General features: G+C 61.4%; 21 protein-coding genes. 13 read left to right on the forward strand and 8 right to left on the reverse strand.

What is annotated here, in order from left to right:
• The first annotated feature begins 140 nt into the window (after positions 1-140).
• From J2W46_RS01970 to J2W46_RS01990, 5 genes are all read left to right on the forward strand, one after another.
• On the forward strand, positions 141-881 hold the full coding sequence (locus tag J2W46_RS01970) for a helix-turn-helix domain-containing protein (protein ID WP_087751163.1): 741 nt from the start codon (positions 141-143) through the stop codon (positions 879-881).
• Between the two features lie 12 nt (positions 882-893).
• A complete protein-coding gene (locus J2W46_RS01975) occupies positions 894-1,106 on the forward strand; it encodes a hypothetical protein (protein ID WP_020070922.1) in 213 nt (70 codons plus the stop codon).
• A gap of 158 nt (positions 1,107-1,264) precedes the next feature.
• Positions 1,265-2,218, forward strand: coding sequence for a GlxA family transcriptional regulator (locus J2W46_RS01980; protein WP_020070923.1), 954 nt, complete (start codon positions 1,265-1,267; stop codon positions 2,216-2,218).
• Between the two features lie 46 nt (positions 2,219-2,264).
• Positions 2,265-3,569, forward strand: coding sequence for a flippase (locus tag J2W46_RS01985; RefSeq protein WP_310350826.1), 1,305 nt, complete (start codon positions 2,265-2,267; stop codon positions 3,567-3,569).
• A gap of 36 nt (positions 3,570-3,605) precedes the next feature.
• Positions 3,606-4,565, forward strand: a complete 960-nt coding sequence (locus J2W46_RS01990) for a glycosyltransferase family 2 protein (protein ID WP_020070925.1) — start codon at positions 3,606-3,608, stop codon at positions 4,563-4,565.
• 100 nt (positions 4,566-4,665) lie between these two features.
• Here J2W46_RS01990 and J2W46_RS01995 read toward each other — a convergent pair whose 3' ends face one another.
• The gene (locus J2W46_RS01995) at positions 4,666-5,517 is read right to left on the reverse strand and encodes a LysR substrate-binding domain-containing protein (RefSeq protein WP_020070926.1); all 852 of its coding nucleotides are present in this window, start codon (positions 5,515-5,517) and stop codon (positions 4,666-4,668) included.
• Between the two features lie 104 nt (positions 5,518-5,621).
• On the opposite strand from J2W46_RS01995, the gene J2W46_RS02000 reads away from it, so the two are divergent.
• Entirely contained in the window at positions 5,622-6,548 is a 927-nt protein-coding gene (locus J2W46_RS02000; RefSeq protein WP_310350828.1) for a DMT family transporter, read from the forward strand.
• On the opposite strand, the gene J2W46_RS02005 is transcribed toward J2W46_RS02000, so the two are convergent.
• Complete coding sequence (locus J2W46_RS02005; RefSeq protein WP_310350830.1) at positions 6,529-7,329, reverse strand: FadR/GntR family transcriptional regulator; 801 nt, start codon at positions 7,327-7,329, stop codon at positions 6,529-6,531. The two genes, J2W46_RS02000 and J2W46_RS02005, sit on opposite strands and share 20 nt — an antisense overlap.
• Before the next feature lie 393 nt (positions 7,330-7,722).
• Between J2W46_RS02005 and J2W46_RS02010 the strand changes: the two genes are divergently transcribed.
• Genes J2W46_RS02010 through J2W46_RS02035 form a run of 6 tightly spaced genes read left to right on the forward strand, consistent with a single transcriptional unit; the run spans position 7,723 to position 14,167 of the window.
• Positions 7,723-8,760 (forward strand): ABC transporter substrate-binding protein, encoded by a 1,038-nt coding sequence (locus J2W46_RS02010; RefSeq protein ID WP_087751159.1) that lies wholly within the window; start codon positions 7,723-7,725, stop codon positions 8,758-8,760.
• A 40-nt stretch (positions 8,761-8,800) separates the two neighbouring features.
• Positions 8,801-10,285, forward strand: coding sequence for a sugar ABC transporter ATP-binding protein (locus J2W46_RS02015; protein ID WP_310350831.1), 1,485 nt, complete (start codon positions 8,801-8,803; stop codon positions 10,283-10,285).
• Positions 10,282-11,217 carry an ABC transporter permease gene (locus J2W46_RS02020; protein WP_310350833.1) on the forward strand — a complete coding sequence of 312 codons (936 nt, stop codon included), beginning with the start codon at positions 10,282-10,284 and terminating at the stop codon, positions 11,215-11,217. Before J2W46_RS02015 ends, J2W46_RS02020 begins: the two co-directional genes overlap by 4 nt.
• Positions 11,214-12,185, forward strand: a complete 972-nt coding sequence (locus J2W46_RS02025; RefSeq protein WP_310350835.1) for an ABC transporter permease — start codon at positions 11,214-11,216, stop codon at positions 12,183-12,185. Before J2W46_RS02020 ends, J2W46_RS02025 begins: the two co-directional genes overlap by 4 nt.
• A 28-nt stretch (positions 12,186-12,213) precedes the next feature.
• Positions 12,214-13,122: an SMP-30/gluconolactonase/LRE family protein gene (locus J2W46_RS02030; protein ID WP_310350838.1), complete on the forward strand. Its 909-nt coding sequence runs from the start codon at positions 12,214-12,216 to the stop codon at positions 13,120-13,122.
• A gap of 58 nt (positions 13,123-13,180) precedes the next feature.
• Entirely contained in the window at positions 13,181-14,167 is a 987-nt protein-coding gene (locus tag J2W46_RS02035; protein WP_310352006.1) for an ABC transporter substrate-binding protein, read from the forward strand.
• 77 nt (positions 14,168-14,244) lie between these two features.
• On the opposite strand, the gene J2W46_RS02040 is transcribed toward J2W46_RS02035, so the two are convergent.
• Complete coding sequence (locus J2W46_RS02040) at positions 14,245-14,958, reverse strand: SDR family NAD(P)-dependent oxidoreductase (protein WP_310350841.1); 714 nt, start codon at positions 14,956-14,958, stop codon at positions 14,245-14,247.
• 131 nt (positions 14,959-15,089) lie between these two features.
• Between J2W46_RS02040 and J2W46_RS02045 the strand changes: the two genes are divergently transcribed.
• Positions 15,090-16,031, forward strand: a complete 942-nt coding sequence (locus tag J2W46_RS02045) for a LysR family transcriptional regulator (protein ID WP_310350843.1) — start codon at positions 15,090-15,092, stop codon at positions 16,029-16,031.
• A 156-nt stretch (positions 16,032-16,187) separates the two neighbouring features.
• Here J2W46_RS02045 and J2W46_RS02050 read toward each other — a convergent pair whose 3' ends face one another.
• Genes J2W46_RS02050 through J2W46_RS02070 form a run of 5 tightly spaced genes read right to left on the reverse strand, consistent with a single transcriptional unit; the run spans position 16,188 to position 22,016 of the window.
• Entirely contained in the window at positions 16,188-17,120 is a 933-nt protein-coding gene (locus tag J2W46_RS02050) for an amidohydrolase family protein (protein ID WP_310350846.1), read from the reverse strand.
• Between the two features lie 2 nt (positions 17,121-17,122).
• The gene (locus tag J2W46_RS02055) at positions 17,123-18,445 is read right to left on the reverse strand and encodes an MFS transporter (protein ID WP_310350849.1); all 1,323 of its coding nucleotides are present in this window, start codon (positions 18,443-18,445) and stop codon (positions 17,123-17,125) included.
• Between the two features lie 12 nt (positions 18,446-18,457).
• On the reverse strand, positions 18,458-19,696 hold the full coding sequence (locus tag J2W46_RS02060) for an MFS transporter (RefSeq protein WP_310350851.1): 1,239 nt from the start codon (positions 19,694-19,696) through the stop codon (positions 18,458-18,460).
• Positions 19,693-20,973: an MFS transporter gene (locus J2W46_RS02065; RefSeq protein WP_310350853.1), complete on the reverse strand. Its 1,281-nt coding sequence runs from the start codon at positions 20,971-20,973 to the stop codon at positions 19,693-19,695. Before J2W46_RS02065 ends, J2W46_RS02060 begins: the two co-directional genes overlap by 4 nt.
• Positions 20,970-22,016 (reverse strand): amidohydrolase family protein, encoded by a 1,047-nt coding sequence (locus J2W46_RS02070; RefSeq protein WP_310350855.1) that lies wholly within the window; start codon positions 22,014-22,016, stop codon positions 20,970-20,972. The genes J2W46_RS02065 and J2W46_RS02070 overlap by 4 nt, the downstream gene beginning before the upstream one ends.
• Between the last annotated feature and the right edge of the window lie 2 nt (positions 22,017-22,018).

The raw sequence follows: 22,018 nt of genomic DNA on the forward strand, positions 1-22,018 counted from the left end.
CCTTTCATTCAACTCCCAGCGAAGAAAGATTGCGTAAGCATCGTCCTCGACGCTTCTTCGCCCACGTCCCTATAAAGCACTGTCATACCTGACCGGCATTCAACCAATAAATAGTTAGACCTTGAACAACAGGAGACAGCATGAATAAAGTCGGCCCCGCTAGTTGCCTCCTACCAACGGATAATGCGGCACAAGTGCTTCGTCTAATTAATACGAATGCACATATAGATATCGTTTCGAGCCGTGATCTTGAAGCCGGCCTCGACGAAATCGATCTCGAAAGCGTCGCTGCCGGAAGTACTGCGGCAATTCGCCGCCGCGCACACGGTGGCACCGATCAGTTGCAAATGCTTATTGCGCCCGATACGGATGCAACGCTTGCGTCTATCGTCAGGTCCACTCTGGATTGTCAAGACTTAATTGCTCCCGTATGGATCCTGGACCACACAGAGCATGGCGCAGTCATTGCGCGACCTGCGGAAATACGCATCAGCTTCTTTCCATACTCAAGTCCCTTAAGTTCTGCAAAGTCGGGAGCACCGAAAAAGGAAGACGAGAAAATCCACGCTTCGGCGCAATGGCTCACCGAAAACTGCGAGCACGACATCTCGATCGCCGAGGTCGCTCAAGCCGCTGCAATGAGCGAGCGGACTTTTCTGCGCAGGTTCCGCCAGCAGATCGGCACGACACCCTCCGAGTATTTGCTGAGAGCACGTCTCGAGCGCTCGTGCCGCTTGCTGGCCGAGGGCGATTTGCCCGTCGACAAGATTGCGCGCCGCAGTGGCATGGGCAATGGATCGCAACTCGCGAAGCTTTTTCGCAAACGTTTCAGGGTCTCGCCAACAGAATTCCGCCGCCGCGCCCGCACAGGTACCGCCTGAGCGAGAGTAGCCATGGAAGAAGGCGGGCCGCACGGCAATTGGCGTGATCTGCCGTTGGCATCGCGTGCCGAAAGGTTCGCGTTCACGTCGATATTGATTGGGTTTGCAACTGTTTATGTATTGGCGGTGATTGTCGTTTTCGCGGTCGTGGCGATCGTAATGATTCCGCTACGGATCGTCTCGACGATTGCAGCAGCTGTCAGGGCCGCAATGCGGCGTGAATGACGGCGTTTCGAAGGGCCGCGTATTGGCGATGCGCGACAAGCAATTGGCGGCTGTGCCGCCGATTGGGCGGAAGTTTGTCGAATCAGCTGTTACTACAATGCAGCTATCGTCTGACCGGCTATGTGCATTTGATAAATATATTGGGAGCCCTAATCGTGATGGATCTTGTTGAATTCTCAAGTCTGCGTGTCAATGAGAAAATCGACTACTCACAACCGTCGAAGCACATTGGCCTTCTCGTTTCCCAGAACTTCTTTACGGCGACCGCGGGCGCCATTGGGGACGCTTTCCGTCTGGCTAACGCGGCGGAACTCGCCCGGGGCGAGCAGGCGCCCTACCGTCTAACGGTATTGTCCGACCAGGGGGGGCTTGTCACCAGCTCCTGTGGCATTTGCATTGGCACGGAACAACTTAATCATTACAGCATCAGCGACTTCCATGCGTTCTTCGTGGCCTGCCGCGACTCGGCGGTGACAACCGAGCCGACAGATCGCCTGCATTCGTGGATCACCCGTCAGGGAGCCATTGCATCGCTTCGCATTACGCAAGGCTCGAAGCTCGCGGTGGTTTATAAAAACGCTTCGCGGCTGGCAGTACCCGTCGTTCTGTTCGACGACGAGGTTGCGGGACCGCGCGCGAGCGGAGCGACACCAGCTGAACTGGCCGTCGCCCAGATCGAGCGCGACCTCGGCCCGCAGATTGCCCGCAAGGTCGCGCTCGACCTGCAGACCAATGCGGTCAAGCCCACGAGGCCCCGCGAAGGTGACGCGAAGTCGCTCACCACGACGAGCAAGGTTCGAGAGTCGGCGCGCTGGATAAAAGAAAACTACAGCAAGCCTATTTCCGTGGCACAAGCAGCGGAATCCGCAGCGATGAGCAAGCGTAATTTTCGGCGACGCTTCAAGCAGGAGTTCGGCATGACGCCGCTGGAGTACCTGCTGCGCACGCGGTTTGAAGTTGTCCGCGCAATGCTGAGTTCCACCAACGTTCCTATCGGGAAGATTGCACGCCGGTGTGGAATGGGCGACGGCAACCGGCTTGGCCGTCTTTTCAAGGAAAGGTACGGCATGTCGCCCACCGAATTCCGCGCACAGCGTCACCTGATCCTGTAGAGCGGCTCGCGCAGGAGGAAAGCCACATCGCATCAGACCAATTTTTATGACTACTCCGATTCGTAAGACGCTGCTTTATCTCATTCTTATCCAGGGCGGCAACTATATCGTACCGTTGCTGATGTTGCCGTACCTGGGTCATGTACTCGGTGCGAGAGAGTTCGGGGTCCTCGCCTATTGTCAGGCGGTTGCCCAATACATGGTCTTGTTGACCGACTACGGTTTCAACTTCACGGCAACGAGGCACGTCTCCGTGAACCGCGGCGACCCTCGCGGTTTGGCAGAGGTCTACACGAGCACTTCCGCTGCGCGACTCGTGCTCGTCATGGGAGCACTCGTGCTGATCGTTGCGGGTGTGTTGTTCGTGCCGGACCTGCGAGAGCATGCCGACGTGCTGGCCGCGTTGTTTCTCGGGATCGTCGCCAACGCCGTCACGCCGATATGGTTGTTCCAGGGCCTGGAGCGCATGCGCGCGCTAGTTTTACCGACGTTTCTTTCGCGGCTCGTCGGACTGGTCTTCGTGTACCTCGCAGTAAGAGGCCCGGGCGACGCGGCGCTCGCCGCGCTTGGTGTGAGTCTCGGCAATGTGCTGCTCGCGATCTGTGCGCTGTGGATTCTCCATCGCAATCGACTGGTGAAACTCGTCGGTACATCCACGAGCAAGATCGTCGAGGCGCTGAAAGACGGGTTCCCGCTTTTTCTCTCTTTCGTATTGATCAGCTTTTATGTGAACTTCAATTCCATTCTGCTGAATTACTTTCACGGACCGGAAGTAGTCGGCCAGTTCGCAATGGCGGACAAGATCCGCGTGGCGGCGCAAGCCATGTTCATGGTGATCAGCCAGGCTTTCTATCCACGCATCAGCCAATACCATGCGACCGACCCTCAAGCCGCGCAGCGTCTCATGCGTATGGCAATGCTTGCCGTGTTCTCGACTTCGATCAGCCTTTTTATCGGTATTGAATTGCTCGCGGCGTGGGGCATCGAAACGTGGATTGGGCCGCAGTTTCACGCGTCGATTCCTCTGTTGAGACTAGAGGCCGTGTTGCCGCCGATCATCAGCGTGGCAGTTGTATTCGGCGACCTGGGACTGCTCGCGCAAGGACGGGCGCGCTCACTGACCAATGTGTTTGTCGGCGCAACCGTTCTGCATCTTCTCTATGTCGTTCCACTCACTCGCTACGGCGGCGCCAAAGGGACGATCGTGGCCGTGATCCTGACCGAAGTGGTCGGCGCAGTGGCCTTCGTGTGGCTGTATTTTCGCGGCGTCGCTCCCTCTTCGCGCGGTGCGGGTCGGTCGCCTGTTGCGCCGTCGGCGGGTCAGGAGCCACGCGGCGCGGATGCGGGTTGAGTGCGGTTCTGGTTCATCAAACAATCAAGGTGCCCTATGTCAGCTTTTTCCATCATCGTGCCGGCTTATAACGTGCAGGCCTATCTCGACGATGCGCTCGCAAGCATCGCCGGCCAGTCCTTCACGGATTTCGAAGCGATCATCGTGGATGACGGCTCCACGGATGGCACCGCCGCGATTGCGCAGCGCTATTGCGATACCGACCCGCGTTTCACCTATGTCTATCAGCCCAATCGCGGGCAATCCGCGGCGCGCAATCTGGGCACCTCGCTCGCGACCGGCTCCTATGTGTACTACATGGACAGCGACGACATTATCGACACCGACACGTTGAGCGTGTGCCATCGGGAATTCAGCAATCCCGAGATCGACGCCGTCATGTTCGAGGCTGCTGTGTTCCCGAACGACGCGCCCATGTACAAGCAGGAAGTGAATGGTTACCGGCGGCCGCTCGGAACCGCGACGTTCTGGTCGGATGAGTTCGTCGTCGAGTCGTTGCGGCAAGGACGTTATTTCGTATCGCCATGCTGCTTCATTACGCGACGTTCGGCGATCGGAAGCCTCCGCTTCCTGGAAGGCATCGTGTACGAAGACAATCACTTCTTCGCGGCATTGCTGCTGCAGCAACGGATCAAAGTGGCCGTGCTGAATCAGGCGCTATTCAAAAGACGCCTGCGAATGGATTCGACAATGTTCACGACAAAAACGCTGCACCATTACAACAGCATGTACCGGCTGCTTCACGAAATGTCGGAACTGTCGTTCATTGCGCTCGACCCGCCGGCGCGCGCGAGGATCAAGCAGGAGATCATCGGCAAGACGCTGGGCGATCTGCATTTCGCAAGCGCGATGGTCGGCCCCGACTTCAAACTGCGAAGCATGAACGTGGCAGCGACATGGTACGTCGCCACCCATATCTCGCCTCGCCTCTTTTCCGCGAAGCGTCTGTTGCTCGCGCTCGTGCCGGAGTTGTATCGGCTGAAGCCTGAACTTTGATCGATCGTGGATAGGTGTGCGCCGCAATCGCCATAACGGCGCACACCCAGAAGTCCCGAGAAAAACATGTTGTGATGCCTGTTGATGGCGAATGCCTTCGTTAAAGTCTGAATCGTTGCCGCAGCGTGGTTGCGAGGAGTTCCATTGCTTCCGTTGTGCGGCCCCTATCGCCGCGCATCAGAACCACATCGTGGTCTTCAATCTGCGGCAGGCCGTCGAGCACCCGCATATCGGCGCTGACCCGTGCACGGTCGAGAAGCGTCACGGCCAGACCGGATTCGACACACGCCTTGATCACCTGAGTCGAGCCGCTGTCGAGGATCACCCGCCACTTCCTTCCTGCTGACTGCAGTGAACTCGTCATTGCTGCACGATAAGGACACGGCTCCGCATAAAGCGCCAACGGAAGCGGACGGGTGTCATCGACGACATAACTCGGGCTGCCGACCCAAACCGGCGTCGTCACGGTCAGTACATCCGCAGACCTGCTTTCCTTTGCGGGCTGAACGACTATCGCCAGATCGAGCTTGCCGCGACTGATCTGATCGCGAAGCTTGAAGCTCGGTGCAGTCTTTACTTCGAGAACCACGTTGGGCCAACTGGTCGCGAAGCCCGGCAAGATATCGCGGATCACATGCGCAGCGTATTCATCCGGTATGCCGAATATGACCCGGCCGGCCAGTCTCTTCCCCTTGATGTCTTCCACAACGCGATCGTGCGCCGCAAGCACCTCGCCCGTACTGGACAGAAGCCGCTTGCCGAGCGCCGTCAACGTGACCGACTGATTGTCCCGTTCGAGGAGCCGCCCGCCCGCGATAGCCTCGAGGCGCTGGATCTGGACGCTCACGGCCGCGGGGCTCCTGTTGACCAGTTCTGCCGCCGCGCGAAAGCGTCCCAGCCGGGCAACAGCGTGAAAGGTCCGCAGCAGATCGATGTCGAGAACGGTACTCATGGTTTAATTCTGTTAAATGACTGAATCAGTATATTTCAATTTTCGAATCCATCCCGGCGGTCTAATCTGCATGAATGGCGAGAACATCGACACACAATGCAAGCTTGAACCCCAATTCGCGCGACGCGAATCGCGTGCCGCTGCCCATGCTCGAGGCGGGTATGGTCCTGACGTGGAGTTCCGGCTTTGTTGGAATGCGGTTCTCCGCGGATTACGCTCCAGTACTTCTGGTGCTGCTGTGGCGGTTCATAACACTTTCGCTCTGTCTTTTTCCCTTCGTCGCTCGCGAGATTCGGAGTGCGCCTTTGCCCGTATTGATCCGGCAGTCGATCATCGGGGTATTCGCGACGGCGGGGTATCTCGCCGGCGTCGCGAGAGGAATCGAGCTTGGTGTTCCGACCGGTCTCGCCGCCCTTATTGCAGACTTGCTTCCAGTGGCCGTAGTAATCATTTCCACCTGCGTCTTCCGTGAGCACAGCCCGAAGAGTGTGTGGGCCGGACTGGCGCTTGGCCTTGCAGGAATGTTGATTGTCTGTCGCGACGCGGTCGCGCTCGGAAAAGCGCCGGCATGGGCATACGCACTGCCGGTTGCAGGTATGGTTTCACTTGCAGCGGCTACGGTTTGGCAGCAACGATCAACGGCTCGCGCGGGAAGTTTGAGTCCGCTGTGCATGCTTTGGCTGCAAAGCGTCGTCTCCTGCCCGGTCTTTCTATGGCTGCAGGCATCGCATGGCAACGTCATGCCGATCGCAACCGTGGGGTTTGCTGCCAGCGTCGCCTGGACTGCCATTCTGGCGACGCTTGGCGGATGGGGGCTTTACTGGACGTGTCTACGGCGCTCGTCGTCTGCTCGTGTCACGAGCGTACTCTTTCTGAGTCCTCCGATCACGCTGATCTGGGCATGGGCGATGTTTCGCGAGCCACTGTCATGGCCCATGGCTATCGGAATGGGGATTTCCGGCCTTGGAGTCCTGCTCGTTGTGCGACGCGACCGTGCCGGAGGCAGACTGTTCAGTGACAGACTTCGGTGAGCCGAACGATTGCAGCCGTGCCGGCAACGCTTCGGGTTGTATCGATTGCGACGAGTACAGCGCTAACCCAACGCCGTTCGCTAGGCCGCGAAGAGACGGCGATGCACGTTGCGCAGGTGTGCCCGCATCGCGGTCTTCGCGGCGCGCGCATCGCGATTGAGAATGGCCTCGCCAATCCTGCGTGATCCGCGTTCATCGCCAGCGTAATCTGCTTGTCAGCGTAAAAAGCTTCGAGGTGCGTGAACACGGGGCTATAGCGCTTGTTCCATAGCATCGTCATCACCTCGGTCAGTAGCGGGTTGCCCGTCATCTCGCTGATGAGCAAATGGAAGCGCCTGTCTTCTTCGAGAAACGCGGCGTCGTTCACCGACTGCGCCTCCAGGTCGCCGATGATGCGCGTAAGCAAGCGCCGCTGCTTGCCGGTGCCGTTCTTTGCAGCAAGCGCCGCGATTTCGCCTTCTATCATCGCGCGTGCGGAAAGCAGATCGGCAACGCTGAACGCTGCCTCTTGCACCGGCGCCTGTTCGCGTGACTTGTCCAACTGGCGCACGAAAACGCCGGTCCCCGTGCGTATCTCCACTCGCCCCGCGATTTCGAGCGCAATCAATGCCTCGCGCACGGAAGAACGCCCCACGCCGAGTTGCCGGGCCAGATCGCGTTCGGCAGGCAGCGCCTGTCCCGGCTCGTAAGTTCCGTCTTCGATGAGCCCGATGATCAGGCTCGAGATTCGCTGATACAGACGCTCGGGTTTGAGAGTGGGCAGGTCCATTGGCAGGTTCATTCGCGCTCCTTTACCCGTTTCGTCGATCGAATTGCATCACTCAAAGACAGTCGCTATACTGCCTCGGCGGTCCGGTGGCCTGACCACCCGTATGGCCTGACCGCAATGAAATTGAAGGCAGTCCCTGGAAGCAACCGTTTGAAAGCATAGCATCGGCGATTTCGCGGATGCGCTCAAAAAAGGCGTGCTCATGACGATGTCATTTCAGTGCTTCAGCACCGGCGCTTGCCGCCTTGCCCGCATGCGGTCCGCTCGAGTCACGCACGTACCCGCCCCCTCCCGCTTTTCGTCCAGCTTTCAATCAGCGCCGCCCTGAAGGCGCTTCCGCGCGCATTGAATCGACGAAGCCGATCCGAGCAGTCCGAGCAGTCAGCAAAACAACAAGGAGACACCATGTTCCGCTCAGCCAAGCAGGTGACGATCACGCTCGCCGCAGCGTCATGTATGTTCGCGGGCGCAGCGCACGCGCAAGTGGCCACCGGCGATACGTCGCAAAAGAAGATCGCGCTGTCGAATAGCTTTGCGGGCAACTCCTGGCGGCAGTCGATGTTGAAGAGCTGGAACACGGTCTCGCAACAGGCCGTCGCGGACAAGAAAATCGGTGCGGCTCCCGCATTTACCACTGCCGAAAACCAGGTGACGGAGCAGGCGCAGCAGGTGCAGAACCTGATCCTGCAAGGCTATAACGCGATCGTCATCGACGCCGTGTCGCCAACCGCGCTCAATGGCACCATCAAGAAGGCGTGCGCAGCGGGCGTGGTCGTCGTGTCCTTCGACGGTATCGTCGACGAGCCGTGTGCGTATCGAGTGAACTTCGATTTCAAGGGCTGGGCTGAGCAGGGTGTGGACTATCTCGCGCAACGGCTGAACGGCAAGGGGAACATTCTCGAAGTGCGGGGCGTGGCGGGCATTTCCGTCGATAACCTGATGCATGAAGGTGTGCTCGATGCGATGAAAAAGCATCCCGGCATGAAGCTCGTGGGATCGGTGAACGGCGACTGGACGCAATCGGTTGCGCAAAAAGCCGTTGCGGGCATCTTGCCGACGCTGCCGCAAGTCGATGGCGTCGCGACCGAAGGCGAGATGTCGTTCGGCATCGCGCAGGCTTTCAAGGCCGCCAATCGCACCACGCCGCCGATGATCATTGGCAGCACGTATCCCGAACTCAACTGGTGGAACGAGCAGACAAAGAACGGCTATCAGTCGCGGTCGCTGTCCAATCCGCCGGGCGCGGTCACATTCGCGTTCTGGGTCGCGCAGCAGGTTCTCGCAGGAAAGAAAATCCCGAAGGACGTGACCATCAACGTGCCGCTGCTCGAAATTTCGCAGCAGGAGTTGCCGGCGAAGCTGGCGGCGACGCCGCCGGGCGGCATCAGCGACGTCACCTATACGCTGCCTCAGACGGTCGCGCTTCTGGACAAGAAGAAATAAATCTTTTGAATCGAAGTATCGCCACGCATGGAGCATGTGAATGGGCGGAACAGGAGACGCGATTGCCCGACGTGAGGCGCTGATTCGCTTCGAAGGCATTAGTAAGAGTTTCGGGCGCGTGCGCGCGCTCAACGACATAGACTTCACCTTCATGCAGGGCGAATGCGTCGGCATTGCCGGACATAACGGCGCGGGAAAATCGACGCTCACGGCCGTCTTGGCGGGCGTCCATGCGCCGACGCAAGGGCGCATCGAAGTCGAAGGCAAAGACGCGCCGCATTACGACGCCAACGCCGCACGCGATGCCGGCGTACGCTGCGTGTTTCAGGAGTTGTCGCTATGCGCAAACCTGACGGTCGCCGAGAACATGTGCATCGTGCATCCGCAACTGCGTGGGCGCGGATGGCGCCGCACGGCCACGAAGCTGATGCGCGAGAAGCTCGACGAGATCTTCCCGGGCAACGGGGTAAAGGGCAACGAACTGGTCTCCGACCTCACGCTGACGCAACAGCAGATGGTCGAGATCGCGCGCGGCTTTACCGTCACCGACACGCCCGTGCGTCTTGTGATTCTCGACGAGCCGACGTCCTCGCTCGATGCGCATACCGCCGAACAGTTGCTCGCGTTTGTGCGCAAGGCGGCGGCAAGCGGCGTCACCTGCCTGCTCATCACGCATATGCTCGGCGAGATCGAGCGCGTGGCCGACCGCGTGGTGGTCATGCGCGACGGCAGCATCGTCAGCGTGCTTTCGCGTGAACAGTCGAGCCGCGAGTCCATTATCCAGGCGATGGGGCAGCATCTCGAAGCGGACAAGGCGTCTGTCGTGACTCGCGTCCAGGCGGATCGCGAACGGGAGCGGCACTTCATATGGAACATCGGCGCAAAGCGCCATACGTCGATTGAAGCGTCGCGCGGCGAAGTGATCGGCTTTGCGGGACTGGCGGGCCAGGGGCAAACCGAGGCGCTTATTGCGATCTATGAAGCCGCGACGAAGCGCGGAGCGAGCCGCGCGAAGGTGGCTTTCGTCGCCGGCGACCGCGGGCGCGACGGCGTCTTTCCGATCTGGTCCATCGCTCAGAATCTCGACTTGCGCTGGCTCGCAGGCGGTGCGCCGCGCAAGCGCGGCCTCGTCGATTTCGCGGCGGCGCGGGCCATCGTCGAGGAGTGGCGCGCGAAGATCGGCATACGCGGGGCGGCGATGAGCGCGGGTATTCTGTCGCTCTCGGGCGGCAATCAGCAAAAGGTACTCTTCGCGCGCGCGCTTGCATCGGACGCGGAGCTGATTCTGATGGACGATCCCACGCGCGGCGTCGATGTCGGCACCAAGCGCGATATCTATCAACTGGTTCACGACGAAGCCGCAAAGGGCCGCACGTTCGTCTGGTACACCACGGAAAACGAGGAATTGTCGCACTGCGACCGCACCTACGTGTTCCGCTCGGCCGCCGTCACGCGCATGCTTCATGCCGACGAATGCACGGAAGAAGCACTGCTCGCGGCCAGCTTCGAGGAGCAGGCCGCATGACACTCGCCATCACGCAAGCGCGGTTGCGCGCGATGCTTCCCGCCATATCGCTCGTCGCGGTGCTGATACCTATCCTTGTCATGCAGCCCGCGGTAATGAGCTACTTCGGCTCGAGCCTACTGCTGAATCTTGCGGTGCCGATCGTCCTCGCGACGCTCGCGCAACTCGCGATCATCACCGTCAACGATCTCGACCTGTCGATCGGGCCGTTCGTGAGTCTCGTCGCATGCATCGGCGCGACGCTGCTGGTGAAGACACCGTGGCTCGGCGCCCTCGCGCTCGTCGGCTGCGTGTTCACTTATGCGGCCGTCGGCGCGTTGGTCGAGTTGCGCCAGATCCCGTCGATCGTCGTGACGCTCGGGTTGTCGTTCGTGTGGAGCGGCCTCGCCATCGTGCTGCTCCCTTCGCCGGGCGGCACGAGCCCGACGTGGCTCGGCGCGGCGATGAACTATCAGACGCCGTTCATCGCGGCGCCCATCGTGTGGTCGGTGCTGATTGCGATCGTCGGGCATCTGCTCCTGATGCGCTCGTCGGCGGGCGTGCGCGTGCGCGGTGCGGGCGGGAATCCGCGCGCGATGCGCCGCTTCGGCTGGTCGCTCGTGCGCAGCAAGGCGACGCTCTATGGCGTCGCGGGCGTGTTCGGCGTGCTGTCGGGCTTATCGCTGCTCGGCCTCACCACATCCGCCGATGCAAACCTCGCGTTGCGCTACACCCTGCTCTCGATTGCCGCCGTAATACTCGGCGGCGGCGAATTCATGGGCGGTCGCGTGTCGGTGATCGGCGCGGTGCTCGGCGCGATCACGCTGACGCTCGCCGCATCGTTCCTTGCGTTCCTGAACATCTCCTCCGACTGGCAGGTCGGCATGCAGGGCGCGATTCTGATCGTGGTCCTGTCACTACGCGTGCTGCTGCAACGCGGAGAGCGCCGATGAATACCCTCGCTGAAAACAATACGAGCGCATGGTCGCGCATCAAGGCGATTCAGGCGCCGTGGGTCTGGTCCTTTATCGGTGCGGTGCTGGTATGGCTCGCCATCGTCGCGATCTTCGGCTTCGGTATCGCGAGCAATGTCGCGCAAACGGCGCTCACGTACGGCGTCTTCATGGTGCTGGTGGGCCTGGGGCAAATGCTCGTCATCACATCGGGCGTGGGCAACATCGACCTGTCGGTGCCGTCGACAATCGCGCTTGCCGGCGTGGTGGGCATGCATACGATGGGCGGCGCGAACGGTCAGATCGTCGCGGGTATCGCGGCGGCGCTCGGCGTGGGCGTCGCGATTGGCCTCGTGAATTACGCGCTCATTCGCATGCTGCGCATTCCGCCGATCATCGCGACGCTGTCTTCGAGTTTCATTATTCAGTCGATCGCGATCACGCAAGGCAGACGGCTTCCGCCGCCACCGCCGGCGCTCGGCGCATTCGCGACCGGCCGCTTCCTGAGCGTGCCGTACATTGCGCTGCTCGCGCTCGCGTTGTCGATCGCGCTCGCCGTGCTGCTGCATCGCGCGGTCTATGGACGCAGGCTGTCGGCCATCGGCCAGAATGCGCGCGCCGCCTGGCTTGCGGGCGTGGACGTGCACCGCACGCGATGCCTCGCGTATGTGATGTCGTCGATGATCGCATCGCTGACTGCGTTGCTCATATCGGCGACGTCCGGCGGCGCTTCGCTCGACATGGGCGTCGAATACATGCTGATTTCGATTGCGGTCGTCGTGATCGGCGGCACCCTCGTGGCCGGCGGGAAAGCGACGATCGCAGGCGTCTGGGGCGCATCGATGTTCCTCTTTCTCACCAACGCCGTGCTCAACGCGGTTGGCGCGGATGCGGGCGTGCGCTCCATCGTGTATGGCGCGCTCATCATCGCCGTGACGGTGGCGGCGGGCGGCAAGGTCGTGCGCTGAGTCCAAACAGCAAAAAGGAAAAGGAGACATGAAAAACAACGAATACGAAGTGCATGATCCACGCTTCAGGCTGCTGCTTCAGCCGAACGCGTCGATGGACAAGCTAACCGGCGAATGTCTGTGGGCCGAAGGTCCCGTGTATTTTCCGGCGACCGATCTGCTCATCTGGAGCGACATTCCGAACAACCGCATGCTGCGGTGGGCGCCGGGAATGGGCGTCGGCGTGTACCGCGCGCCGTCGAACTACAGCAACGGCAATACGCGCGATCGCGAAGGCAGGCTCGTCAGTTGCGAGCACGGTGAGCGGCGTGTCACGCGCACCGAGCATGACGGCAGCATCACCGTCATCGCCTCGCATTTCGAAGGCAAGCGGCTGAACTCGCCAAACGATGTGATCGTCGATTCCGAAGGCGCGATCTGGTTCACCGACCCCGACTATGGAATCATTAGCGACTACGAAGGATATCGCTCTGACAGCGAGATTGGGCGATGCAACGTGTATCGCGTGTCGCCCGGCGATACGCAGGTGCGCCTCGTTTCCGACGACTTCGTGAAGCCGAACGGCCTCGCGTTTTCGCCGGATGAATCGAAGCTTTATATCGCCGACTCGGCCGCATCGCACGACGACAATGCGCCACGTCACATACGCGTATTCGATGTCGCGAGCAACGGCGCATTGGGCAATGGCCGCGTGTTCGTGGAGATGCAAAGCGGCGTGCCCGACGGCATGCGTGTCGATGAGCACGGCAACGTATGGACGAGCGCCGAAGACGGCGTGCATTGCTATGCGCCGGACGGTGCGCTGCTCGGCAAAATCCTGATTCCCGAAGTCGTTGCGAACCTGACCTTTGGCGGGCCGCGGCGCAATCGGCTTTTCATAACCGCGACTTCATCCGTATATGCGCTGCATGTAGGCGTGCGGGGCGCGGCGCGCTGATCGATAACAAAGGAGACGGTACGTGCAGACTTTCATCAAGGTAGTGACGGCGGCATGCATGGCATTGGCGGCTGCGTCCGCGTCGGCGCAAATCGCAACCGGCGATACATCGTCAGTGAAGATAGCGCTGTCGAACAATTACGCCGGCAATAGCTGGCGTCAGCAGATGCTCAAGAGCTGGGCCAACGTCGCGGACGCCGCAGTCAAGCAGAAGGTCGTCGCGGCTGCACCCAGCTTCACGACCGCGGAAAGCCAGGCGACGGAGCAGGTCCAGCAGATACAAAACCTCATCCTGCAAGGCTTCAAGGCGATTGCCGTCGACGCCGTATCGCCGACCGCACTCAACGGCGTCATCAAGCAGGCGTGCGGCGCAGGCGTGACCGTCGTATCGTTCGATGGCATCGCCACCGAGCCGTGCGCGTATCGCATCGCGGTGGACTTTCAGGGCATGGGCCGGATGCAGGTCGACTATCTGGCGAAACGCCTGAACGGCAAGGGTAACCTGCTGGAGATTCGCGGGCTTGCAGGTGTCTCTGTCGACGACGAGATTCATCAGGGCATCGTCGACGAAATGAAAAAGTATCCGGGCATGAAGATCGTCGGTTCGGTGCATGGCGACTGGACGCAGACCGTCGCGCAAAAACAGGTCGCGGGCATCCTGCCGACACTGCCGAAGATCGATGGCGTCGTCACGCAAGGCGGCGACGGCTACGGTGCCGCGCAGGCAATCAAGGCGGCTGGGCGGCCTACGCCGGTCATCATCCTCGGTAATCGTCAGGAAGAGCTAGCGTGGTGGGCGGAGCAGCGCAAGAGCGGCTATGAAACGATGTCGGTGACGATACCGCCAGGCGCGTCGTCGTTCGCGTTCTGGGTCACGCAGCAGGTTCTCGCGGGCAAGAAGGTGCCGCACGACATTCGCATGCCGGTGCTGGAAGTGAAGCCCGACGAGCTCGATGCGGTCCTTGCGAAAACGCCGAGCGGCGCACTTGCGAACAAGGAGTACACGCGCGACGAAGTGGTCGCAATAGTGGACGGCAAAAAATAGCGCGCTCCGACAGTTGCGTCCGGCTCCGAGCGGAGGGTGCCGCTCGGTCTTCGCAACGAGCGGCCGCCCCGATCGGCTCACCACCGAACGGTGCGGCCGCGATAATCGAGAAATTCCAGGCCGGGGCGGCCGCGTTTGGCCAGCAGTACATCCACGACGCCGGGAACGCTCTCTTCGACCGACAACCGCCCCTCTGGCCCGCCGAGGTCTGTGCGTACCCAGCCCGGCGCCATCAGCACCATCGCACGCGGCGGTTCCGCGCGACGCGCTGCAAAGCTGCGCATGAACTGGTTCAGCGCCGATTTGCTGCCGCGATAAACCTCGCGCTGGCCCGACTCATTGTCGGCAATGCTGCCCTGCCCCGACGACATCACGCCGATCAAACCCGCCGCATCAACGAGGTCGCACAAGGTTTCGACAACGCGCATGGGACTGAGCGCATTCGTGATCATCAGGTTCACGAAATCCTCGGTCGACACCTCGCCGATTGTTTGAGTCGGATCCGGATTGGTCGTGCCGGCGTTCACGAACAGCGCGTCGAACGTGCGGCCCGCGAGGCGGTCGCGCAGCGCCCGGATCTGGTCTGGCCGGGTGATGTCCAGCGTTTCGATCTCGACCTGTCCCGGATGCGCATCGGCTAGTTCATGCAGCAGCGTGCGCCCGCCACGTACAGTGCCCATGACGTGCCAGCCTCGTTTGAGAAATTCCGCGGCCATTGCGTAACCGAGGCCACGAGAGGCGCCGATCAGCAGGATGGAAGGAACATGAGCAGGTTGAGCGGCTTCGAGCATAGGGCTTTCCTTCTTCGTCGGTTGGTCTCAGGAATTCTGATCGCGGCGTCAGCTTTGCACCAGACGCCTCGCCTGCAATCGACGATTGCACCGCACGCCCTGCCTGGCCAGATTTGCACTATCCTCGACAGATGCCACGTGTCGACCTGAACCTTCTTCCCGCCCTGGACGCGCTGCTGAGCGAACGCAGCGTTACAGGAGCCGCCCGGCAGCTGAATCTCAGCGTGTCGGCAATGAGCCGCACGCTGACCAGGCTGCGCACCCTCACTGGAGACCGGCTGCTGGTGCAGGCCGGTCGAGCGCTGATCCTTACTCCGTATGCCGAAGAGCTTCGTGAGCGCGTCTCTTCACTGACTCGCGAAGCAGAGGCGGCACTCAGTCCCGCGGACCGCCGGTTCGACTTCACTACCTTGAATCGAAGCTTCGTCGTGCGCGCCGGCGAGGGTTTCATCGACCTGCTCGGCGCGGCCTTGATGGACAGGATTCACCGGGCAGCGCCCGGTGTGCAGCTTCGATTCACGCCCAAGCCGGACTGGGCTGCGCAGCCGCTGCGGGAAGGCGCGATCGATCTGGAAATCGGCACGGTGAGGACCACGGCTCCCGAGATGATTACGCGCCTGCTCTTCAAGGATCGCTACGTGGGCGTCTGCCGGCGTGGCCATCCGCTCCTCGACGGAACCGGAATCAGCCTCGAGCGCTGGAGTGCATACGGCCATGTACACACCTCACGCACCATTGCGGTCGATGCGGCTTTGGCGCGACTGGATGTACAGCGGACAGTGCTGATGGAGGTGCCGACCTATACCAGTGCGATGCAAATTGCTCGCCAGTCGGACCTGCTCGCCGTTGTCCCGCATTCGTGTCTGGCCAACCCGTTCACGCCCGATCATGCCTTAGCAAACGGCCTTGACAGCTTCGAGCTTCCAGTGCGCACGCCCGCCTTCAGCGTCTCGGCGATCTGGCATCCGCGCCTCGATCAGGACCCGGCCCATCGCTGGTTTCGCGCAGAAGTGATGCAAGTGTGTGCGGCGGCCTATCCTTCTGACTCCATGCCGCCGTCGCTCTGCGATTGACGTTACGTTCTGGTTCCGGTTCCGGTTGGAAGATCGGGCGACCTCGGTGGCCCTCGGTCGCGTCATGGGGTCCGCCAAGCGCCAGAGTCACGTCGAACTGACTCGCGCTCTGCCTCGCACCGCTTTGCGTCGCATCCGTGCCGAGGTCGAGGCGCGCTACGCGAATCCATATAACTTCGTAGGGTTAGCCACGAAGATCAGATGCTGCCAATCCGGCCGCCCTATCCAGTTCGCGATCGTGTCCAGCAAGCTCGCATCATCCGGCTTATGGGTCTTCTCCGTCGGATGAGGCCAGTCGGTACCCCACAGCATCCGCTCCGGCGCCATCTCGATCAGCGCTTTCGCGACAGGCTCAACGTCTTCGTATGCCGGCGCGCCCGCCTTGCTGTCGACGTACGGCCCCGACAACGTGATCCACGTATTGCCTTTCTCGACCAGGCGCCGCGCGGTGCGCGAAGCGTCCGACGACAGGCCGCCGGGTTCCGGAACATGCGCGATATGATCGATGACGAGCGGGCAAGGCAGTGCCGACAGATGCCGCTCGAGTTCCGGCAGCCGCGCGCCCTGCACCACCAGTTCGATATGCCAGCCGAGACTGGCTATGCGCGTGGCAAGCGGCGCAAGCATGTCGAGCGTCGTTGCGCCCGGATAGCTCAGGTTGAAGCGAATCGCGCGAATGCCGCCTTGGTCCAGGTTCTGCAGTTCCGCATCGGTCACGGAACTGTCGATGACGGCAACGCCGCGCGCGTTGCCGCCGAACTGCCGGATGGCCTCCAGCGTGCAGCGGTTATCCGTTCCATACGTCGACGGCGTGACGACCACATTGCGCTTCACACCCAGGCGCGCCTGCAGAAGCCGGTACTGCGCGACCGTGGCATTCGGCGGACGCAGCGTCGTGCCCGGCGCGACCGGGAAGCGATCGTCGTAAATATGCATGTGACAGTCGATGGCGCCTTCGGGCAACCTGAACGCCGGCCGCTCCGTGCCGCTCGACCACGTTTCTTCAGCGGCGGCCAGCTTCGGCAGCGCTGCCGACATCAGTGCAGCGCCTGCGAACTGGAGGAATTCGCGTCTCGTGGGAACAGTCATGCTCAAATGGTCCCCGTCTTGCTGACCAGACGGTTTGCCGAATTATTGCGGGTCAACAGCAACAAAGTCGCGACGCTGACGAGCGTGAGGATGGCGAGTGGCATCAACGCCAGCGCATAACTTCCAGTCGCCTCCTTCACCCATCCATATACGTTCACCATCAGTCCGCCGCCAAGCAGATTTGCAATCGCGTTCACCGTCGCGAGGCCTGCTGCCACGGCACTGTTGGACAGCATGTCCGTAGCGAGCGCCCAGAATGGGCCCTTGAACGAATAGGCGCCAACGAGTACCGCGCACAGCATGCAGACCGTCGGTACAAGCGAGCCGCTCAGCGACGTCGCGAACAGACCCACACCGATCAGCAGCATCGGTACTACAGTGTGCCAGCGACGCTCGCCGACCCGGTCCGAGCGGCGGCCCCAGTACACCATCAGGACGGAAGCGACCGCGTACGGCACGGAGTTCAGCAAGCCTGTCTGCATGACAGACAAACCAAACGACTTCAGCAGTTGCGGCTGCCACACGGACAGCGTGCTCCCCGCCGCCGACGCGCATGTGTCGACGAGTGCGAGACACAACACATAGCGATTGCGGAACAGTTGCGTGAGCGGAAGCGACGGCACCTTCTTCGGAGCCTTTTGCTCGCTGACGAGCGCATTGACGAGCCATGTGCGCTCGTCGTCGTCGAGCCATTTCGCGTTCTCCGGCTTGTTGGTCAGCATGAACAGACACGCAACGCCTAGCAGCACGGTCGGGACGCCTTCGAGAATGAACAGCCAGTGCCAGCCGCGCAGCCCCCAGAAGCCGTCCATCTGCAGAAGCAGCGCCGAAATCGGCGAGCCGATGAAGCTCGCGGCGGGAATTGCGACCATGAACGTCGCGACGATGCGAGCGCGATACGACGCCGGAATCCAGTACGAGAGATACAGCAGCACGCCGGGAAAGAAACCCGCTTCGGCGGCGCCGAGCAGGAAGCGCAGAACATAGAACGACGTCGCGTTATGCACGAGCGCGGTCGCCGCCGACACGATGCCCCACGTAATCATGATTCGCGCGATCCAGATACGCGCGCCGAACTTTTGCAGCGCGAGGTTGCTCGGCACTTCGCAAAAGAAGTAGGAAATGAAGAACAGGCTGCTGCCGAAGCCGAACACCTTCGCCGACATGCCAAGGTCATGATTCATCTGTAGCGACGCCATGCCCACGTTGCCCCGGTCGATAAAGGCAAGCAGATAGCACACCATCAGAAAGGGAATGAGTCGCCAGACGACCTTTCGTATCGTCCGGCGCTCGATCGCGGACTTGTCCATGAATCCAGTTTGCATCGTCGTCTCCGTTTATTGTGCGCCTGCGCGCTGATTCGTGAATCGTTGCGATGCAATGACGGCGATGACACCGCTGGCGAGCACCACCGCCATGGCTGCAAATGTGTGTCGTACGCCCAGCGCTTCGGACGCGGTCCCGACGAGCAGATAGCCGAATGGCATCGTGCCGTTGTAGGCCATCCCATACATGCCGACGAGCCCGCCGCGCACGTGTTCGGGGCATTGCCGCTGGATGGTCGCGTTCGTCGACGTGGCCGCGAACGTGAGGCTGAAACCGAGTGCGAAAAACGCCGGCACCGTGGCTGCCGCCTCCGATGTCGCGGCGAGCAACGCGAGCGCGCCGACGGCCGTCCACGGCGCCCACGCGATGAATCTTCGCGACGCCGACGTGCCGATCGCCGAAGAAAGCAGAATTGCCGCGCTCAGCGAACCCGCGCCGGCGCACGCGAAGAACACACCCGTAAAGCGCGCCGCGTCGTGGAACCCCTGGTCCGCGAGCAGCGGCACGAGTGTCTGGTAACTGCCCGCGAACAAACCGATGCACGCGAGTATCGGCAGATAGCGGGCGGAAAACGCATCGGACATCACGTAGCCGACTGCGTCGCGCAGGCTGCTGTCCGCGCGCGCGGGCCGAGCCGCCGAGGCCGTTCTGATCGAACGCACGCATGTCGCCATGAAGCAGAGCGCTACCGCATAAATCACAAACGATGTTCTCGGTCCGAGCGTGGGATAGACAAAACCCGCAATCGTCGGGCCGACCATCCGGCCGACGTTGTAAACCATCGTGTTCATCGCCACGGCGTTCGACGTATGCGTCGGATCTTCGAGACTCGTCAGCAGCAAAACCTGACGCGCGGGCGTCTCAACAGCGCTCGATACGCCGATGGCGAGCGCATGCGCGAGTATCAGCTTCACGCCCAGCACGCCGAGCAGCGACAGCGTGAAGAGACTGGCCGTCAGCACCAGCGACGCCGTGAGCACGCACAGCGTCGCGCGCTTCGCATTGGCCGAACTGATGCGCGAGCCGGCGATCGGGGCGACGATCAGTTGCGGTCCGTACAGCAGAAAATTGAGCAGCGCGAGAATCGCCGCCGACCCCGACAGGTGATACACGAGCAGATTTAGCGTGACGTTCTGCGTCCAGCTTCCGAGCACGGACGCGACCTGTCCGCTCAGATAGCGTCGCAGCGACGCCTCGGCTAGCGCCGGAAACAGTCTGCTGACGAAACCGGTTTGCGCGGCCATCGTCATGACAACGCCTTGCCGCGCGTTTCGGGCGCGAAGAACACGACGATGGCGGCGGCGACGAATGCGACGATGGTCGTTGCGAGTCCGAGCACGAATCCGCCGGAAGTCGATGCGAGCGCGCCGATAATCAACGGCGCGATGAAGCCGCCCAGACGGCCGCCGTTATACGCGAGGCCCATCAGAAATCCGCGCGACGCCGTATTGCCGATGATCTCCGCGAGGAACGGACCCGCTCCCGCGAAAATGCCGTTCACACTGAAGCCCGTCAGGAAGATCGCGACCATCAGCAGCAGCGCATTCGACGACACGATGTACACGCCCACGGCCCCCGCCCCCACCAGCAGATAGGCAAGGAACATCGGACGTCGACCAAGGCGGTCGACGAAAGCTGAGAACAGCAGGAAACCGCTGATCGCGCCGAACTGCAGCGCAAGCACGAATTTCAGGCTATGCACGAAGTCGAGATGCTTCACCGTGACGAGGAACGTCGGTGTCCACGTGAAGACACCCCAGTACAGGTACTGCAGAAAGAAGATAAAGCCGAACGCCGTCAGCAGTCCGCGCACATTGAGCGTGTCGCTGCTCGTCGCGTGCACGTTTTTAACCGATGTCTTCGCCTGCTTGCGTTCCAGCCAGATCGGCGATTCAGGCGTTTTTCGCGCAACCCAGAAGAGGATGAAGAACGGCAACGCACCGATCAGAAAAAGCAGACGCCAGCTATTTCCACCGAGTCCGTCATTCACGCCGCTGACGATGCCTGAAATCGTGATGGCGAGGATCGCGCCGATGGGCAATCCCATCTGCATCAGCGCGCCGCCCTTGCCGCGCCGGCTCGCGTGCCATGTCTCGGCAATCAGCGCGGCGCCCGCCGTCCACGTGCCGCCCATGCCCAACGCGCCGAAGAAGCGCAACGTCGCGAACCAGTGCTCGTTCGGCGCGAATGCAAGCAGACCCGAGAACAGCGAATAGATGCCGACGCAGAGCAACGCGGTACGCACACGCCCCAACCGGTCCGATACATAACCGAACAGAATCCCGCCGACGATCTGCCCTGCCGCCGTGATGCTCGTGAACAGGCCGAGCTGCGCCTTGCTGAGACCGAACTGAAGAGCGAGCGTCGGCAGCAGAAGCGAAAGCAGAAACGAGTCGTAGCTTTCGAACGTCCAGCCGAGTCCTGCAAGTGTTAGCGAGCGCCACTCGATGCCCGTGATGTTCCTCAATCCCCTGGCTTCGGCACCGTCCTTGAATTCGGTTGTCGCAACCGTTGCACTCGTTTTCATGTGTTGTCTCCGGCAATCGCGAGGCGATAGGTTGCCGCCGCAGTCCGGCTGAACAGGGCGGCTTTTTCATTGGCGGACATCGCGGACGCGAGTCGTTTGAAGGCGTTCCACAGCACGCCGTAACTGAACATCCCTTTATCGACGGGAAAGTTGCTTTCGAACATGCAGCGATTCACGCCGAACAGTTCGACGCACGTGTCGAAATACGGCCGCCACGCAAAGGCCAGTTCCTCGGAAGAAGGCGGCACTTCGCGCGCGGCGAAATCGAAGCCGAATACGTTCATGCCCGCGCCGCCGAGCTTGATGCGCGTGTTGGGCAAACTCGCGAGGCGCGCGAGTTTTTGCTGCCATTCGGCGCGAACCGCCGCACGTTGACCGGCGTGCGGACCCACTCCCAGCGGACCGCCAAAATGATCGATAACGACCGTCACGCGATCCGCGGCACGCGCGAGTTCATACAGATCGTCGAGTTGCGTGTGATAGACCCATGCATCGAGCGACAGCCCAAAGCGGCCGAGCGCCCTCACACCCTGCCGGTAAGCCGGATTTGCCATCATTTCGCGCGGCGGCGTCACGGGGCTCGAACTCACTTCAGGGCTCGCATGCCACGCGAGCGGATTGCGGATGCCGCGCAGGCGTCCGCCGGATACCTGCAACATCGCTTCGAGGACCGCATCGAGTTCCGCGCCCAACGTCAGATCCGCACCGCCGACGATCGCCTCGCAGCAGCGCGTCCGTCCATACGCGCCGCTCGCGGACATCGCGGCGATTCCGTTGGCGAACTCCACTTCGCCGACGGGCTTCATCGCCTCGGGACCGTCCTCGCGCAACATCGAGCGGCATTGCACGTAGACCGTCGACACGACCCGATGCCCGCTCGCCACGTCGTTGCGAAACTCATCCGCGAGATACCGCCCGGTCTGGCGGTCCCACAGATGATGGTGCGCATCGACAATCGGCAGTTCAGGCTCGAGAACAGGCTCCTTTCGCAAGGCAAGCCACTCCTCTCGAACCGGAAGATGGGGCGCATGGACTATCTGCATTA

Origin of the sequence: Paraburkholderia strydomiana (assembly GCF_031456815.1) — a bacterium.
GTDB lineage: Bacteria > Pseudomonadota > Gammaproteobacteria > Burkholderiales > Burkholderiaceae > Paraburkholderia > Paraburkholderia caledonica.

Bases quoted from the DNA above. Each gene is read 5' to 3' on its own strand.
- J2W46_RS01970 (WP_087751163.1), top strand. From the start codon at position 141: ATGAATAAAGTCGGCCCCGCTAGTTGCCTCCTACCAACGGATAATGCG.
- J2W46_RS01975 (WP_020070922.1), top strand. From the start codon at position 894: ATGGAAGAAGGCGGGCCGCACGGCAATTGGCGTGATCTGCCGTTGGCA.
- J2W46_RS01980 (WP_020070923.1), top strand. From the start codon at position 1,265: ATGGATCTTGTTGAATTCTCAAGTCTGCGTGTCAATGAGAAAATCGAC.
- J2W46_RS01985 (WP_310350826.1), top strand. From the start codon at position 2,265: ATGACTACTCCGATTCGTAAGACGCTGCTTTATCTCATTCTTATCCAG.
- J2W46_RS01990 (WP_020070925.1), top strand. From the start codon at position 3,606: ATGTCAGCTTTTTCCATCATCGTGCCGGCTTATAACGTGCAGGCCTAT.
- J2W46_RS01995 (WP_020070926.1), bottom strand. From the start codon at position 5,517: ATGAGTACCGTTCTCGACATCGATCTGCTGCGGACCTTTCACGCTGTT.
- J2W46_RS02005 (WP_310350830.1), bottom strand. From the start codon at position 7,329: ATGAACCTGCCAATGGACCTGCCCACTCTCAAACCCGAGCGTCTGTAT.
- J2W46_RS02010 (WP_087751159.1), top strand. From the start codon at position 7,723: ATGTTCCGCTCAGCCAAGCAGGTGACGATCACGCTCGCCGCAGCGTCA.
- J2W46_RS02015 (WP_310350831.1), top strand. From the start codon at position 8,801: ATGGGCGGAACAGGAGACGCGATTGCCCGACGTGAGGCGCTGATTCGC.
- J2W46_RS02020 (WP_310350833.1), top strand. From the start codon at position 10,282: ATGACACTCGCCATCACGCAAGCGCGGTTGCGCGCGATGCTTCCCGCC.
- J2W46_RS02025 (WP_310350835.1), top strand. From the start codon at position 11,214: ATGAATACCCTCGCTGAAAACAATACGAGCGCATGGTCGCGCATCAAG.
- J2W46_RS02030 (WP_310350838.1), top strand. From the start codon at position 12,214: ATGAAAAACAACGAATACGAAGTGCATGATCCACGCTTCAGGCTGCTG.
- J2W46_RS02035 (WP_310352006.1), top strand. From the start codon at position 13,181: ATGGCATTGGCGGCTGCGTCCGCGTCGGCGCAAATCGCAACCGGCGAT.
- J2W46_RS02040 (WP_310350841.1), bottom strand. From the start codon at position 14,958: ATGCTCGAAGCCGCTCAACCTGCTCATGTTCCTTCCATCCTGCTGATC.
- J2W46_RS02045 (WP_310350843.1), top strand. From the start codon at position 15,090: ATGCCACGTGTCGACCTGAACCTTCTTCCCGCCCTGGACGCGCTGCTG.
- J2W46_RS02050 (WP_310350846.1), bottom strand. From the start codon at position 17,120: ATGACTGTTCCCACGAGACGCGAATTCCTCCAGTTCGCAGGCGCTGCA.
- J2W46_RS02055 (WP_310350849.1), bottom strand. From the start codon at position 18,445: ATGCAAACTGGATTCATGGACAAGTCCGCGATCGAGCGCCGGACGATA.
- J2W46_RS02060 (WP_310350851.1), bottom strand. From the start codon at position 19,696: ATGACGATGGCCGCGCAAACCGGTTTCGTCAGCAGACTGTTTCCGGCG.
- J2W46_RS02065 (WP_310350853.1), bottom strand. From the start codon at position 20,973: ATGAAAACGAGTGCAACGGTTGCGACAACCGAATTCAAGGACGGTGCC.
- J2W46_RS02070 (WP_310350855.1), bottom strand. From the start codon at position 22,016: ATGCAGATAGTCCATGCGCCCCATCTTCCGGTTCGAGAGGAGTGGCTT.